Below are 15,672 nucleotides of genomic sequence, written 5' to 3'. Positions count from 1 at the left end.
AGACGGGCAAAGCGCGGGCGGGGGCAGAGCCCCCTATTTCCCCCAATCCTGAGCTTGCATTTCCCGCAGGCGCGAGGCGGTGCGTTCAAACTCGAACGTCCCTTCGCCCTCCACATAAAGCATCTCGGGTTCGGCTGCGGCGGAGCATATCAAGCGGACCTTGGCCTCGTACAAAGCATCGATCAGCGTGACGAACCGTTTTGCCTCGTTGAAGTTGTTGCGCGATAGCCGCGGGATGTCCTCAAGCACCAGAACCTTCAATTCCTCTGCAATCGCTAGGTAATCTGCAGGGCCCAGCATGCGCCCGCACAGATCGTAGAATGTGGCCCGTGCTACGCCGTTCCGGAATGCTGGCAGCTCGACTGACCGGCCCTTGACCTGCAAGATCAGCGGCTCCGCAGTGCCACCTGACAGATCGGTCCAGACGTCCCGAATGCTCTGCCGCGCTTCGGGTCCTATTGGGGTGAAGTAAACCGGCGCACCCTCCAACCGGTTCTGGCGGTAATCGGTGGGGGACACCAGCTCCCAAACCTGAAGTTGCTCCTTGATGCGGGCGATAAAAGGCAGAAACAACTGCCTGTTCAGCCCGTCCTTGTACAATTCATCAGGGTGCCGGTTCGAGGTGGTCACGACCACAACACCGCCCTCATACAACATATCGAACAGCCGCCCGACGATCATCGCATCGGTGATGTCGATGATCTGCATTTCGTCAAAAGCCAGCAGCTTGACCGATTTCACAACCTCCTGTGCGACAGGGGCCAGCGCATCCTCGACCCCGTCCTGACGGGCCTTGTGCATACCGGCATGAATTTCCTGCATAAAGGCATGGAAGTGAACACGTCGTGCAGGGATGTCCTCAAGAGCGTCGACAAACATATCCATCAACATAGATTTGCCGCGCCCCACGCCACCCCACAGGTACAACCCCTTTGGCGGAGGAGGGGGTTTGCGGAACAACCCTCGTTTTACCGGGGCTGACAACGCTGCGCGGATACGTTCGAAATGGGGTAGAACGGCCTCTTGCGCATCGTCCCGGGTCAGGCTGCCGTCGGCAATGCGGGCGTCGTAAATCGAAATCAGATCCGTCATGGGATCGAGCCATAGCGCCCGTGTTGCGCCTTGAAAAGCGGCCATTTCCCACGAACCATCAAATTTCCTTATCCGTGACCGCAAATCTGCTGATTTGACCGGCTGTTCAAATCCGCTACCGTCCGCCGAACTAATACCCTCGAGGTCCCCATGCCGCACCCTGCTCGCCTGCTGAATCCAATCCTGATCGTGGGATGTGTCATCATCACGGTCAGCTTCGCTGTGCGTGCCTCGTTCGGGGTGTTCCAGATTCCGATCGCCAGCGAATTCGGCTGGCTGCGCACCGATTTTTCCTTGGCCATAGCGATCCAGAATCTGGCCTGGGGGATCGGGCAACCAATCTTTGCTGCGATGGCCGAGAAGATCGGTGACAGAAAAGCCATCATCCTGGGTGCAATTACCTATGCAGTGGGCATGGTGCTGTCGGCCTGGTCCATCACGCCGTTCGGCCATCAGATGTATGCGTGGTTGGTTGGGTTTGGCATCGCAGGGACCGGCTTTGGTGTCGTGCTGGCGGTGGTCGGGCGTGCGTCATCCGACAAGAACCGCTCGATGTCTTTGGCTATTGTCACGGCGGCAGGCAGTTTTGGTCAGGTAATCGGCGCACCAACGGCAGAATGGCTGCTGAGCTTCCTGCCTTGGCAACAGGTTTTCCTTGTTTTTGCTGCCGCGATCCTGGGCCTTGTGCTGACCCTGCCTTTCATGCGCGCGCCACAACTGGTTAGCAAAGCTGAGCTGGAAGAAAGCATGAGCCAGATATTAGGCCGTGCCTTCCGCGATCCTTCTTATGCTATGATCTTTTTGGGGTTTTTCAGCTGCGGCTATCAACTGGCGTTCATCACAGCCCATTTTCCCGCCTTCGTGACCGAGATGTGCGGGCCGATCCAACCCGGAGGTGTGTTGCATTCGCTAGGGATCACCACCACCTCAGCTTTGGGGGCCGTGGCGATCTCGCTGGTTGGGCTGGCGAATATAGGCGGCACGTTGCTGGCCGGATGGGCCGGCAATCACTTCCCCAAGAAATATCTGCTGGCGGCGATCTATACCGCCCGCACATTGGCGGCGGCAATCTTTATCCTCATGCCGATCACACCAATGTCGGTGATCGTATTTTCGATTGTCATGGGTTCGCTCTGGCTGGCCACGGTGCCGCTGACGTCGGGACTGGTCGCGCATCTGTACGGTTTGCGGTACATGGGCACTTTGTACGGCTTTATTTTCCTAAGCCATCAGATCGGCGGTTTCCTCGGTGTTTGGCTGGGTGGGCGAATGTATGACGTCTATGGTGATTATACGATGGTTTGGTGGATCGGCGTGGCCGTTGGCGCCTTCAGCGCCATTGTCCACCTGCCCATCCACGAAAATCGCAGCACGAGGCCAGTTCCCGCCTGATCTACTTGGCTTCATCCGGGGTCAGCAAGCCTTCTTCCACCAACCGATCCGCCCAGCCCTGAGGGTCGGTAAAGTGATGCGTTTGCCAGCCCCGAGCGCGCGCTGTTTCGATATTTTCGATCCGATCGTCGGCAAACAGCAAACTGCTGGGCGGTAGGCCGCAATCGGCCTCGACCATCTCATAAATCGGAGCGTGCGGCTTGACCGTTTTCATCCGACCGGACACGTATTGCCGGTCAAATTCGTTCAAGAACGGATAGATCGTGGTGGCATAGTCGAAATTCTGCACTCCAAAATTGGTCAACGCAAAAACTGGGATTTTCTTTGCACGCAAAGCTCGTTGCAGGCGCACGGAATGCGAAATTGCCGGCGTGGCCAATTCGATCCACTTGTCATGCCACATGCGGATCTCATCGCGCCATTCGGGGTATTTCTCGGCCCAATCATAGATCGTATCGGTAAAGTGGTGGCCCTGATCAACCAGATCATTCATCCCGTGCAGATCGACCTCGGTGAACATGGCGCGGCGGCGTTCTTCTCCGAGAACTCTGTCGTAATAGCGTTCAGGCTGCCATTCGATCAGAACATTTCCAATGTCGAAAACTACGGCTTCAATCGGCATGCGACGTCCCTTCGAAAGAAAACCTATTGTGAGCCCGACTGAACCAATCCCAGGCGGGTTTTACAAGACACAACTGCAGCGCGCAGCGCTGCCCGACCCAACTGGAGAAGGCGCATTTTCAATGCGTCGCTGACGGGCGGGAGAGCTACTTGCGCAGAGCCGCGCGCAGTTCACGTTCCAACGAATCCAAAAATCGGGATCGATCCGCTTTGCCAAAAGGTTTACCTCCGCCACCAGCCCCCAGCGGATTGGCCGCCCGCAGATCCGCCATCAGATCGCGCATCGCCAGTTGCTGGCCGATATTGGCAGCCGTGAAAGCCTCGCCATTGGGGCGTAACACCCGCGCGCCGGCCTCGACGCATTTGGCCGCCAGAGGGATATCCGAGGTCACCACCACATCCCCTGAGCCGCACCGTTCGGCGATCCATTTGTCCGCCTCGTCAGCGCCCTCGGACACGATGACGACCTCTACCAAAGGATTGGCCGATGGCCGCAGCCCCCCATTCGAGACCAACGCCATCGGCACCTTGTGGCGTGTGACCACTCGCTCGGCCTCGGCTTTCACGGGGCAGGCGTCGCCATCGACATAGAGCGTTGTCACGCTTTCTTCGCCTCCTTCGCCGCCGCAGACTTTTTCTTCACCTTGAACTCTTCCGGGATCGGCATTCGGTTGAACGCGTCCAAACCGGCGATCTTGTAGGCCTCGGCCAGCGTCGGGTAGTTGAACGTGTTCTGTACGAAGTAATCCACCGTGCCTTTCAGGTTCAGAACGGCCTGGGCGATATGGATAAGTTCGGTCGCGCCTTCGCCCACGATCTGCACACCCAGCACCCGGCGTGTTTTAAGCGAGAACAGCATTTTCAGCATGCCATGTTCCAACCCCATGATATGCCCACGCGAAGTTTCGCGGAACCGCGCCACGCCGACCTCATAAGGAATTTCGCGTTCCTGCAACTCTTCCTCGGACATGCCGCAGGTCGAAATCTCGGGCACCGAATAGATGCCATAGGGATACCAAGGGCTTTCCGGCAGGGTGGGGGTGTCCAGCGCATGACAGGCCGCGACGCGCCCCTGTTGCAGCGAGGTTGAAGCCAACGAAGGATGCCCGATCACATCGCCGGTGGCATAGATATGCGGCACTGAGGTCTGATAGGTCTTGCGATCCACCTTGATGCGGTTGCGGTGATCCGTCTCCAAACCAACGGAATCCAAATTCAACGCTGACGTTGCGCCCATGCGCCCGGCCGCAAACAACAACATCTCGCCACGGACATGACGGCCATTGTCTAGCGTGACCTCGACGTGATCACCCGCGTCCTCGATCTTTTCCACGGCAGAGCCCAGCCGCAGATCGACGCCGTTTTCGCGGATCTGATGCGTGAAATCATGGATCAACCGCTTGTCGACGAAATCAAGGAACGTCTCGCGCGGCTCGATCAGGGTCACCCGCACATCCAGCGCTGAGAACATCGTGGCGTATTCCACCCCGATCACTCCGGCACCGATCACGACAAGCGAGCGCGGAATCTCTGCCATTTCCAGAAAATCGTCGCCGTCGACAACAGTCTTGCCGTTGAAGGGCACGTAATCCGGTCGGTAGGTCTTGGTCCCGGTGGCTATCAGGAATTTAGCCGCGGTCAGGCGTGTGGTTTCCCCGGCATCGGTGGCGACCTCGACCTCATGCGGGCCAACGAACTTGGCCAGACCGTTCAGGGTTTCCACGTGGTTGCGGTTGAACTGATGCTCCAGTACGTCGACCTCGTGGTCCAGAGTCATATGCAGACGCGCCTTGAGGTCCTCGGCGCGGATCTGATCCTTGACCCTGTATGAGCGGCCATAAAAGCTGCGCTCGCGCCAGCCCGACAGGTTCAGCACTGTTTCACGCAGAGTTTTCGAGGGGATGGTGCCGGTATGAACCGACACACCGCCGAACCGGTCTTTGCGGTCAATCACCAGAACGCGCCGTTTGAGTTTGCCTGCCTGAATAGCCGCAGAACGCCCGGAGGGGCCTGACCCGATGATGATCAGGTCATAATCAAATTTGCTCATCCGTCAGTCCCCATACAGCGCTTCAGCGTGGAAGGTGATGTGGTCTTCCATGAAGGTCGAAACGAAGAAATATGAGTGGTCATAACCCGGCTGCAAACGATAGGTCGCCTGCTGGCGGCGTTCCGCGATGGCCGCCGCCAATGCTTCAGGGCGCAGCAGGTCGATGAACTGATCACTGGCACCGGTGTCGATCAGGATCGGACCGTCGAAGCCAACCTCTTTCATCATCAAGGACGCGTCGTGCTTGGTCCACGCGGCTTCGTCATCGCCCAGATAGGCTCTCAGTTGTTTGCGGCCCCAATCCGCGCCGGTCGGGTTCGAAATCGGCGCAAAGGCCGAAACCGAGCGGTAGCGCCCCGGCAGGTTCATCGCCAGCGTCAGCGCCCCATGGCCACCCATCGAATGCCCGGTGATAGCCTGACGCTCCATGTCGATGGCAAAGTTCTCCGCCAGGAAGGCGGGTAATTCCTCGGCCACATAGTCCCACATGTTGAAATGAGGTGCCCAGGGGGTTTGCGTCGCGTTCACATAGAACCCGGCGCCCTGACCCAGATCATAATCTTCGTGATCGGCCACGCCTTCCCCTCGGGGCGAGGTATCGGGGAACACGACGGCAATGCCTTGTTCAGCCGCCCAGGCCTGCGCGCCAGCCTTGGTCATGGCGTTTTCATGGGTGCAGGTCAGGCCGGACAGATACCACAGAACTGGAACCGGGCCGTCCTTGGCCTCGGCGGGTAGAAACAGACCGAAGGTCATATCGCATTGGCAAGCGGTCGAGGTATGGCGGTAGACGCCCTGCACGCCACCAAAACAGGCGTTTTCCGAAAGGGTTTCCATCTGGCAGTGTCCTTAATTTTAGGTCGCGTTATGGCTAACGATCCAAGGGCGCGGCGTAAAGGCCATGCGACTTCGGCACGCGTCTTTTTGAACGCTCTAGATCAGAGTGTTCCAACCCAGGCGATGACAACCGGAACAGTCAGGATACTGGCTACCGTGGACAACAGGATCGCTGCTGACGCCCGGTGTGGCGCCACGCGGTAATGGGCCGCCAGCATATAGACATTTCCCGCCACCGGCAGTGCGGCCGCCGCAATGGCGACCGAGGCGGAGAAGACATCGACAGGTATCAGCCATAGCAAGGCCACAGCCACACAAGCCGGGTGAATGATCAACTTGCAAAAACTCAGCCACGCCGCCACCTGAATGCGCTCAGCAGATTTGGACGCCAAAGAAGCCCCGATCGCAAACAATGCCCCCGGCGTAGCGGCCCCACCCAAAATGGTAAGAAAGTCATTCAGAACCGCCGGAACAGGCACCTGCAATGCCGACCACAATAACCCGGCGGAAATCGATATAATCATAGGATTTTTTAACAAACCCAACCCGATCAGGCGCAGGGTTGCCGGGGTCAACCGCCCATCTCGCCCCGCATTCATCAAAACAACGATCAGGGACGAGAACACCACTAGATCAACTGTCAGAACCAGCATGACCGGCCCGATCGCGGCCTCGGACAACAATAGTGCCAACATAGGAAGTCCCAGAAAGCCGACATTGCCGATGGCGGCGCATTGGGCCTCGACCGCGGCTGTGGGAATATCAAGACCACGTATCCAGGCAACTACGGTTGCCAGAACATAGACGACAAGGGTGCCCAATAGATACCCCACCATCAAGCGGCCGTTGAAAATCTCGGCAAAGGGCAGGGTGGCGGCAAAACGGAACAGCATCGCCGACAGTGCGAAATAGAACACAAACTTTGTCAGGTAGGCGGTCGCATCCTCGGTAAAAAAGCGGCTACGCCCGGCCCAGTATCCCAGGCCGATGATCGCAAAAAATGGAAGTGTACGCAGAAATATCTCGGCCATGCCCAGAGTGTTAGCATCGTTTAGCTGCGCAGCAAGCCCCGAACGACCACGACCATCAGGCATAGTTATCTGACGAAAAACGGATCCGAATTCATGCCCGATTGTCTGTGGTCTTACGCGAATCGTTGTATCTGAACTGATCGGTTTATAGTTTGAGGGAAACACCTACCCAAGGAGAGTTCATGCCTCAGACCGCCGCCATCCTTCGCACGGGCCGCAAATTCGATCAGGTATTGCGTGGCGCCCGAGAAGTTTTCATGGCGGATGGGTTCGAAGGTGCGAGCGTTGATGACATCGCGCGCGCGGCGGGTGTGTCCAAGGCGACGCTCTACAGCTATTTCCCTGACAAGCGATTGCTGTTCATGGAAGTCGCCCAGACCGAATGCAAGCTTATGGCTGAAAAAGTCATTTCGATGATCGATGACTCCAAACCTGCGCGCGAGGTTCTAACGATCACTGCGACGCAGCTGACCGCTTTTCTGGTATCCGACTTTGCACAGCAGGTGTTTCGGATTTGTGTAGCCGAGCGGGACAGGTTCCCCGAATTGGGCATGGCATTTTACAAATCCGGACCTCAGAACGGTAAGCGCCACATGGTCGAATATCTGGAGAAGGCCGTACAAAGAGGTGAGCTTGCCATTGAGGATGTTCAGATCGCGGCCGAACAATTTTCGGAGCTGTGCAAGGTCCGCGTGTGGACCAAGGCTGCGTTGGGCATTCAGACCGTTTTCCGGCAATCCGAGATTGATGAGATCGCGCTGCAGGCGGTCGATATGTTCATGGCACGCTACGGTGTATGACGGACCAGACTGCGCAACGATGTAAGGCGGTCATGTGAATTACCTGCGCCCAATATTCAGGCGCAGGCGTTTGCACTCACTCGACAAAGGTCTTGGCCAACCGGTCGCTGATCGGTTGGGACAAATAACTTATGACGGCGCGTTCACCGGTATTGACGAACAGGTCCGCAGGCATGCCGGGCACCAGGTCCAGCGCAGCCACGTCTTGCGGTTGTTCAGTATCCAGTTTGACCCGCGCTTTGTAATAGGCTTCGCCGGTGCGCTCGTCCTCAAGCGCGTCGGCGGAAATGTCGAATATCTGACCTTGCGCCTCAGGTACGTCCGCCTGCGCGAAGGCTGACAGGCGAATGCGCGTGGTCTGACCGATCCGCAACTTGTCAATATCACCGGTCTTGACCCGAGCTTCGACGATCAGCGCCTGATCGGCCGGGACGATGTCCATGATCGGCGCACCTGGACGGATCACTCCGCCATTGGTCGACACCTCCAGATTCACCACACGTCCGCTGGTTGGGGCCAGAACCTGCGTTCGCTTCAGCCGCGCCAGCGTGCCCGCGAATTGCGGCCGGACCAGATCAAGCTGCGCCTCAACAACGGCCAGTTCTCCGGCGATGACCTCATCGCGCAGTTTTTGCTGACTGAGTAAGGACAACTCCAGTTCTTGCATCTGATCCTTAGCCTGCGCGATCTGAGTGCGTAACGAGGCATCGACGCCACCCAACCGTTCCAACTCGATCTGCCGCGCGTTGACGCGCGTCGCCGCAACCAGACCCTTGTCCAGCAACTTTTCCAGGTTGGACAGCTCGACCTGGGTAATTTCAATTTGGTTCCGGGTCGCGTGGCGCTGCTCGTTCAGACCTGTGACCTGATTGCGCAGGCCCGCGATGCGTTGCACGTTGATTTGCGCTTCGGTCCGGCGGGCGCGTGCTTCGGCGTCGAACAGCTGTTTCTGGGTCAGGTAGGACGATACCCACTGCAGGCGGTCCATCCCTTCCTGAAAACTGGCCAATGCGGTGGTTTCCTCGAATTGCGCCTGTCCGCTCATCTGCGCCAACAGGCGTGCGCGGCGGACGGAAAGTTCGCCCAATTGGTTGCCCAGCACGCTGAGATCCACGTCGATCTCGGTGCTGTCGAGCTGCACCAGAGGTTGCCCCGCCTGCACGAACTGGCCATCTGTGACCAGAATGGAATGGATTATGCCGCCGTCTAGATGTTCAACTGTTTTACGTTGGCCTTCGACGACGAAGGACGCGGGCGCAACGACGGCCCCGTCCAGTTTGGAAGCGAAGGCCCAGTAGGCGCTGCCGCCAACGAAAACTGCCAGCGTGAAAAGGCCGGACAGAACATAGCGGGCGATGCCAGAGGAGCTATTCGAAATTTCTTTTAGTTGCGCCTCGTGAAATCCCACGGCAGTACGAGAGGCTGAATATTTGACCAGGTCCGTCATAGGGCCGCTCCTATGATCTGAGTTTCATCTGACTGGCGCGGGGCCGGTTGCGTTGGCTTGTCCAGAACGTTGCGCCGATTGACTTTCAAAACGTCCTGTTTGTCGCCGAATTGGGTCTGGTTACCATTGCGCAGAACCATCACTTTGTTTGCCGCCTGCAGCGTGGCGGGGCGGTGGGTCATGACAATGGCGATCCCGCCGCGTTCCTGCACGGCTAGCAATGCATCGCGCAGGGCCTGTTCACCCTCGGCATCCAGATCCGAGTTCGGTTCATCCAGAACCAGAACAAACGGATCGCCATAAAGCGCACGGGCCAAAGCGAGCCTCTGACGCTGACCGCCAGACAGGAAAAAGCCGCGCCCAATGCGGGTTTCGTACCCGTCGGGCAGGCCACTGACCAGTTTGTGAACCCCTGCTTCGCGCGCGACACGCAGGACCTCGGCATCGTCGATCGCGGTTGAGAACCGGGCAATGTTTTCGCGGATCGTGCCATCGAACAGCTCGACATCCTGCGGCAGGTATCCGATCTGTTTGCCCAGATCTTCGGGGTTCCATTTCGACATCGGGCTGCCGTCCAGCAGGACCTCACCGCGTTGCGGATGCCAGATACCTGCCAGCATTTTGCCCAGCGTGGTCTTGCCCGAACCGCTTTGACCGATCACAGCCAGAATGTCCCCGGCCTTGAGGCTGAAATCAATCGCCCTGATGGTGGCATTGATCGCAAGCGGAGGACCTGCCTGTGCGATACGGACATCCATAGATTTGAACGCACGCGGCAGGTTCAGATTTGGCGGTGCTTCGGCGAAATCTTCTGTCAACTTCTTGATCTTGCGGTATGATCCACGTGCGGCCAAAAACGTGCGCCACTGCCCGATCAACTGATCAATCGGAGCCAGCGCGCGGGCCAGGACAATTGTGGCCGCGATCATGACACCCGCGGTGGACTCACCAATCACGGCCAGCGCCGCGCCCATCCCCAAAACAGCTGATTGCAGGCCCATGCGTATGGTCTTGGACAATACAGAAAAGCTGGCGACCCGATCAGCAGCACGGGTTTTATGCTGGTGAGCATCCGTCTGCAGAGCAGTCCAGCGACGTACCAGATCGGATTTCATACCCAGCGCATGGACCAGTTCGGCATTCTTGTCGCTGATCCTGAACAGTGCATCTGTGCGTCCCCGCGCCTGCGCGGCTTGCTGCATCGGAGTGCGCGCCCGAGCGTTGTTGATCAGCGCCATCAGCGTCAGGGTCAGGGCTCCGGCCAGACCCAGCAGGCCCAGAAACGGGTGCAGAACGTAAAGAACCAACAGATAGATTGGTATCCACGGTGCGTCAAAAAAGGCGGTTAGGGTGGTGCCTGAAATGAATTCGCGGAAACCATTCACGTCTTCGACCAGATTTTCGCCGGCCTCAGCTTCGCCCTGTACCCGACGGCGCATGGCGGCGCCAAGGACAGGCGCACCGACGCTAAGCTCAAACCGGGCGGCCAGGCGGCCAAGAATGCGCATCCGCATCAAGTCGAGGCAGGCGATGACTATGAATACCCCGGCCAGCAGGACGGACAAGGCGACCAGTGTGTCTATGTTCTGACTGGTCAGGACCCGGTCATAGACCTGCAGCATGTACAGCGGTCCGGCCAGCATCAGAAGGTTCAGGAACAGGCTGAAGACCGCGACCGCAACAAAGCCTTTGCGCAGCGACCCCCAGGCGGTTTTGACGGGGTTGGAGTTCTGGAACATCAGTTAGCCCTTTCCGGTTTGGCAAACGGGGCGGCACAAGTCCGCCCCGCTGTGGATCGCTTATGCGACAAAGTCGTCTTCGGTCAGGTCCGCGCTGTTGATGCCAGCCAAACGGACCGAGCCTTCGTTGCCAAAGGTGATCAGGGTGTCATTGCCATCCTGCGCGACATTCACCGCGTCTCCGAAATCTGGGCCGAGGTCACCGAACTGCAGCTGATCACGACCGATCTCAAAGTCCTGGATCACGTCATTGCCGAAGTCTTCCCCGAACGAGAACGTATCGCGCCCCCGTCCACCAATAAGGATGTCATCGCCGCCTTCGCCCAAGATCACATCGCCGCCTGCGCCACCATTGATCACGTTGGACTGGTCACTGCCGATGATCAGATCGCCGTCATCCGAGCCGATGACGTTTTCGATGGATTGCAGAACGTCAGTTTCGAACTGGTTTTCGATGACGTCCTGGCCGATGACACCGGTGCCGCCGGTTGCATTCACATCCAGCGTGGCACCCGCATCGACCAGCGTGTCCTGTACCACCGGGCCATTTACGCCCGCTGGGGCATTGTGCAGATGGATCGCTGAAACAGTGCCCGGGATAGGGGTGCCCAGCTCTGCCTCGCTGATGCCGACAACACTCAGCTCACTGGAATAGGTGACCTCGCCGGTATTCAGGTTCTGGGTGATGACAACGGTGGCCTCACCAGTGGCTTCACTGCTTGACAACGGACCCGGCTCTTGCGCCGCGTCCAGACCACCGCTGAGGGTGACGGTGCGAACACCATTCTCTGTCACGTCGCTGTCAACCAATAGCTGACCGCGAATTTCACCGGCCGGAAACTGGTTGGTGTGGATATTGTAGTACAGATTGCCCTGAACCGCCTGATCTACAAACCCAGCGCCATCGGCGATGTTAGAGCCGAACTGATCCGGTGCCGCCACAACCGCGTCCGTAACCGAGATGTTAAACCCGGTATCACGGGTTGCGGTTCCGTTACCATTGGCGTCCAGACGGACCTCGACAGCGACGTCCAGATCCGAGAAGTCAGCCGTGTTGATTCCGGCGCCACCGTCAATGAAGTCATCCCCCAGCCCGCCGGTCAGGATGTTGTCGGCGTCGCCTGCAATTAACGTGTCGTTGCCGGCCCCGCCAAAAATGTTACCATTGGTGGTGCCCAGATCGACAAAGATGTCGTCACCATTGCTCAGCAGAACATCACCGTTGATCACGCCTTCGTCGTCGTTGACGATGGTGACGGTACCAGCATCCGAAGCGTCGATTGCGTTGACTGTGCCGCGGATTTCGCCCTCGTTCAGGACGGCACCGACAAGGTTCAGACCGCCATCAACGCGCAAGCCCGCCGCAGCGTCCGAGTCCTCGGATCCCGCGATCAGACCTTCGTTGACGACAACTCCGGCAAAGGATGCGTCATCTTGGCTGGTGAACAGGCGCAAGCCGTCGCCCACCTGGTTGCCCTCTGCGGCGTCTCCACGACCTTGCAGCGTGCCTTCGTTCACGACAGCGGCCGAGACCACATCCCCAGACACATCACCAGTTTGCAGCGACACGGCCGAGCCGTTATTGCCTTCGCCCGCGTCAACCAGACCGGTGTTGGTAAAGGTATAGTTGTCGGCGGTGCCATCGGCATAGACCGTACCGTTGCGCTGGTTACCGGTGCCCAGAATGTCGCCTTCGTTGATGACCTCGAGCCCTTCACCGTCGATATTCAGCGCTCGGCTGTCCGAGGTGACAGTGCCGCGGTTGACGAAAGAACCGCCCGAATGGTCGCCTGTTCCGAAGTAGACGCCGTTCTGACCACCCGCAAAGACGCCGGTTTCTTCGTTGACCAACTGGCCCTGGAAATGGACGTTGTTCACCGCGCGGAACGCGCCAACCGTGCCATTTGCGCCCTCGGACGTAACCGAGCCGGTGTTGCTGATTGTGCCGGTGAACTGGGCCGGACCAAAGCCGCCACCCTCTTGACGGACACCTTCCAGACGAATGCCATCCCCTGCTGTGCCCAGACCTGCACCTGCGTTGCCGCGACCTGCAATGGAGCCAGCGTTGGTCACCTCAACCTCGCCATTGCCTTCGGCGGACAGGGAAAGAGAAACGCCAGCGCCTTGGTTGCCTTCGCCTGCATCGATCGAGCCAGTTGCCAGGTTGTTGATCGAGAAATCAGACGCGGTGTCGTCGGCGTAGATTGTACCGTTGCGCTGATCGCCGGTGCCCAGAATGTCACCGCCATTGACCAGATCAACACCCGAGCCGTCGATATTCACTGCGCGGCTGCCAGACTGAATGGTGCCAAAGTTCAGCACGTCCAGATCATGCTCGCCTTCACCGATGTACAGACCATTGCGTGGGCCTTCGATCACACCGGTCGAGGTGTTCAGGATTTCTCCTTCAGCATTCGCACCATTGGCAATGCGGATACCGGCGGCGGTGCCCTGATTGCTTTCGGTCGAGATCAGGCCGCTGTTAATGATCTCGGTTTCAAGAATAGCACCTTCGGCACCGTCGTCGATGCGGATGCCGTCTCCGGCCAGACCTGTGTTTGCTGCCGCCTGACCGCGGCCCTGAATGGTAGCGCCAAAGCCGTTGAACACGTCGGTTTCCACGCGGTCTCCTACCTCATCACCGACTTGCAACGAGATACCTGCACCCTGATTGCCGTCACCGGCATCAATTGTGGCACCTGAGAAATTCGAGATCGAAACATCCTCGGCCGTGCTGTTGGTATAGATCGTGCCGTTACGCTGATCGCCAGTGCCAATGATGTCGCCAAAGTTGCGCACATCGATGCCCTGACCCTGAATATCAACCGCGCGACTGTCCGAGCTAATCACACCGCCGCTGAAGTTATCCAGGCTACCCGAGCTGTCAGGTCCTGCAAACTGCACTCCGTTAAATTCTCCGGCAATCTCACCAAAGTTGCGGACCGCGGCGCTGCCGGCGACCTGCACACCAGTGGCCAGAACTTCGGGGCCATTGTTTGCCTCGATCCGACCTGAAGCAAAGTTGAATATATCAACATCTTCGCCCTGCGCCTGCACGGCGGCGACGGCGTTGTTGGTGACAATCTCGCCAAAGTTCAGCAGGCGCGAGAAATCATTGGCTAGCACAAAGGCCGGGGTATCGTCGACAACCGTGCTTTGGAAAAAGTTGTTCAAAAGGGTTTGGCCATCGCGGCTGGTCTCTTGCGCCAAAGTGGACGAGGTCAAAAGACGTGCGCGTAAGCTTTCCATCAGTTGGGACAGCATGGGGGACTCCATCATGGGTTTGCGTTATGCGGCCTGCCCGTTGGTCTGGGCGTTCCACGTAGCAAAGGGGTAGTCACCACCGCCGGGCAGCTAAAATTCATCCTGCGAATTGGGGGTATAACCAACGCAAATAGTCACAGATGGCGTGATATCCGGAGTCACTGTCGCATTTAATTTCAAATGGTTACGGATTTTTGCGCTACCAAGCGAACCTATTCAATGGCGCCGATTGACGGTTTTGTCAGTAGTTGTGAAGCTGATTTCCTGCAACCAAGCCTCGGTTCGCGTATGTAATGAGCATCCCCAGCGGGGTTGGGAAACGCATCACGGGCCCACGACCATGAACTTCAGAGACCTGGAATATGTGCTCGCCATTGCCAGACACGGCCAGTTCAGTCAGGCAGCCGTGGCCTGCAATGTCTCGCAGCCTGCGTTGTCCAATCAGGTGAAAAAGCTGGAACAGGAATTGGGTACAGACCTGTTCCTGCGCCTCAATAACGAAGTGCGCCCCACTGCCTGTGGCGACCGGGTTATCGGCATAGCCGAACGCATCCTGAAAGATGCCCAGAAAATCCGCGACACCGCGACCCAGTTTCGCGATCCCGAGGCTGTGCCTTTTAACATCGGCATGACACCCACACTGGCCCCTTATCTGACGCAGTATTTTTCGGAACTCTTCAGTGCGCTGTTTCCCAACATGCGCGTCACCATGGTTGAAGACCTACCACATAATATGCTGCAGATGGTCGAAGATCACACGCTGGACGTCGCCTTGGTGGCAAAGGTCAACAATAGCGAAGCGCTAGATTTCACGTCAATCTGGTCCGAGCCCCTGTTTCTGGCTGTCCGCGAAGGCCACCCGCTGTGCATGTTGCCGTCCATCGCGCCGGAAGACGTGCCAGTGCACGATTTTATCCGGCTTCCTCACAGTTTCGGGTATGAGCTTGAATACCGATTGCCGGACTCTGATCCATTGAACCGGGCCAGCAAGCGGTTCGACCTGAGCGCATTGCGGTTCGAAACGATCTGCCGCCATATCTGTCATTCGGACGATTGCACCATCGTTTCGGCGTTGGCGGCAGAACAGTTCAAACGGGATAAGTGGCCCTTGTGCTTTGTTCCGTTCGAAGGTCCGGGAAACCTTCGAAACTTGGGTGCGGCAACGCGCCCCGGCTGTCCGCGGCGGCCCCTTCTGGATCGCATCGGTGCTTATATTCAGGAAAGTCCACCGATCGGCGTTGTCCCGACGTTTCATCAGTAAGTTCTGATTTGCCAAGTGTAGATTGACCGTTTCTGCAGGTCCTATTTTAGGATGCCGGGTTGATCCGTCGTGGATATTAACCCTTGCCGACACGTTCAAAAACTCTCACCCTGAGACTGTATTCAATGCATCGTCAGC

General features: G+C 58.0%; 12 protein-coding genes. 3 read left to right on the top strand and 9 right to left on the bottom strand.

Translation table 11 applies throughout. The features are described from left to right. Positions 1-33: 33 nt before the first annotated feature. On the bottom strand, positions 34-1,092 hold the full coding sequence (gene zapE, locus RUE5091_RS08790) for a cell division protein ZapE (protein WP_058281763.1): 1,059 nt from the start codon (positions 1,090-1,092) through the stop codon (positions 34-36). A 150-nt stretch (positions 1,093-1,242) separates the two neighbouring features. On the opposite strand from zapE, the gene RUE5091_RS08785 reads away from it, so the two are divergent. Next, positions 1,243-2,484 carry an MFS transporter gene (locus tag RUE5091_RS08785; RefSeq protein WP_058281538.1) on the top strand — a complete coding sequence of 414 codons (1,242 nt, stop codon included), beginning with the start codon at positions 1,243-1,245 and terminating at the stop codon, positions 2,482-2,484. A gap of 1 nt (position 2,485) precedes the next feature. On the opposite strand, the gene RUE5091_RS08780 is transcribed toward RUE5091_RS08785, so the two are convergent. The 5 genes from RUE5091_RS08780 to RUE5091_RS08760 form a co-directional block, all read right to left on the bottom strand. Next, the gene (locus tag RUE5091_RS08780; protein ID WP_058281537.1) at positions 2,486-3,106 is read right to left on the bottom strand and encodes an HAD family hydrolase; all 621 of its coding nucleotides are present in this window, start codon (positions 3,104-3,106) and stop codon (positions 2,486-2,488) included. Positions 3,107-3,251: 145 nt separating this feature from the next. Then, the gene (locus RUE5091_RS08775) at positions 3,252-3,707 is read right to left on the bottom strand and encodes a YaiI/YqxD family protein (protein WP_058281536.1); all 456 of its coding nucleotides are present in this window, start codon (positions 3,705-3,707) and stop codon (positions 3,252-3,254) included. Continuing rightward, positions 3,704-5,155 carry a Si-specific NAD(P)(+) transhydrogenase gene (sthA, locus tag RUE5091_RS08770; protein WP_058281535.1) on the bottom strand — a complete coding sequence of 484 codons (1,452 nt, stop codon included), beginning with the start codon at positions 5,153-5,155 and terminating at the stop codon, positions 3,704-3,706. Before sthA ends, RUE5091_RS08775 begins: the two co-directional genes overlap by 4 nt. Positions 5,156-5,158: 3 nt before the next feature. Continuing rightward, entirely contained in the window at positions 5,159-5,992 is an 834-nt protein-coding gene (fghA, locus tag RUE5091_RS08765) for an S-formylglutathione hydrolase (RefSeq protein ID WP_058281534.1), read from the bottom strand. A 101-nt stretch (positions 5,993-6,093) separates the two neighbouring features. After that, positions 6,094-7,023 carry an AEC family transporter gene (locus tag RUE5091_RS08760; protein ID WP_058281762.1) on the bottom strand — a complete coding sequence of 310 codons (930 nt, stop codon included), beginning with the start codon at positions 7,021-7,023 and terminating at the stop codon, positions 6,094-6,096. Between the two features lie 182 nt (positions 7,024-7,205). Between RUE5091_RS08760 and RUE5091_RS08755 the strand changes: the two genes are divergently transcribed. Next, positions 7,206-7,823 carry a TetR/AcrR family transcriptional regulator gene (locus RUE5091_RS08755; protein WP_058281533.1) on the top strand — a complete coding sequence of 206 codons (618 nt, stop codon included), beginning with the start codon at positions 7,206-7,208 and terminating at the stop codon, positions 7,821-7,823. A gap of 76 nt (positions 7,824-7,899) precedes the next feature. Here the strand turns inward: RUE5091_RS08755 and RUE5091_RS08750 are convergent, their stop codons facing one another. Genes RUE5091_RS08750 through RUE5091_RS08740 form a run of 3 tightly spaced genes read right to left on the bottom strand, consistent with a single transcriptional unit; the run spans position 7,900 to position 14,273 of the window. Then, complete coding sequence (locus RUE5091_RS08750; protein ID WP_058281532.1) at positions 7,900-9,270, bottom strand: HlyD family type I secretion periplasmic adaptor subunit; 1,371 nt, start codon at positions 9,268-9,270, stop codon at positions 7,900-7,902. Beyond that, positions 9,267-11,009, bottom strand: coding sequence for a type I secretion system permease/ATPase (locus RUE5091_RS08745; protein ID WP_058281531.1), 1,743 nt, complete (start codon positions 11,007-11,009; stop codon positions 9,267-9,269). Before RUE5091_RS08745 ends, RUE5091_RS08750 begins: the two co-directional genes overlap by 4 nt. A 60-nt stretch (positions 11,010-11,069) precedes the next feature. Then, positions 11,070-14,273, bottom strand: a complete 3,204-nt coding sequence (locus tag RUE5091_RS08740; protein ID WP_058281530.1) for a beta strand repeat-containing protein — start codon at positions 14,271-14,273, stop codon at positions 11,070-11,072. Between the two features lie 340 nt (positions 14,274-14,613). On the opposite strand from RUE5091_RS08740, the gene RUE5091_RS08735 reads away from it, so the two are divergent. After that, positions 14,614-15,534 (top strand): LysR family transcriptional regulator, encoded by a 921-nt coding sequence (locus RUE5091_RS08735; RefSeq protein WP_058281529.1) that lies wholly within the window; start codon positions 14,614-14,616, stop codon positions 15,532-15,534. The last annotated feature ends 138 nt before the right edge of the window (positions 15,535-15,672 follow it).

This window comes from Ruegeria denitrificans (genome assembly GCF_001458295.1).
In the GTDB taxonomy this organism is placed as follows: Bacteria; Pseudomonadota; Alphaproteobacteria; order Rhodobacterales; family Rhodobacteraceae; genus Ruegeria; species Ruegeria denitrificans.
Note: the sequence above shows the minus strand (reverse complement) of the source record. Positions and strands in the feature narration are given on the sequence as shown.

Coding starts and splice junctions, on each gene's coding strand:
- zapE (WP_058281763.1), bottom strand. CDS start 1,092: ATGACGGATCTGATTTCGATTTACGACGCCCGCATTGCCGACGGCAGC.
- RUE5091_RS08785 (WP_058281538.1), top strand. CDS start 1,243: ATGCCGCACCCTGCTCGCCTGCTGAATCCAATCCTGATCGTGGGATGT.
- RUE5091_RS08780 (WP_058281537.1), bottom strand. CDS start 3,106: ATGCCGATTGAAGCCGTAGTTTTCGACATTGGAAATGTTCTGATCGAA.
- sthA (WP_058281535.1), bottom strand. CDS start 5,155: ATGAGCAAATTTGATTATGACCTGATCATCATCGGGTCAGGCCCCTCC.
- fghA (WP_058281534.1), bottom strand. CDS start 5,992: ATGGAAACCCTTTCGGAAAACGCCTGTTTTGGTGGCGTGCAGGGCGTC.
- RUE5091_RS08760 (WP_058281762.1), bottom strand. CDS start 7,023: ATGGCCGAGATATTTCTGCGTACACTTCCATTTTTTGCGATCATCGGC.
- RUE5091_RS08755 (WP_058281533.1), top strand. CDS start 7,206: ATGCCTCAGACCGCCGCCATCCTTCGCACGGGCCGCAAATTCGATCAG.
- RUE5091_RS08750 (WP_058281532.1), bottom strand. CDS start 9,270: ATGACGGACCTGGTCAAATATTCAGCCTCTCGTACTGCCGTGGGATTT.
- RUE5091_RS08745 (WP_058281531.1), bottom strand. CDS start 11,009: ATGTTCCAGAACTCCAACCCCGTCAAAACCGCCTGGGGGTCGCTGCGC.
- RUE5091_RS08740 (WP_058281530.1), bottom strand. CDS start 14,273: ATGCTGTCCCAACTGATGGAAAGCTTACGCGCACGTCTTTTGACCTCG.
- RUE5091_RS08735 (WP_058281529.1), top strand. CDS start 14,614: ATGAACTTCAGAGACCTGGAATATGTGCTCGCCATTGCCAGACACGGC.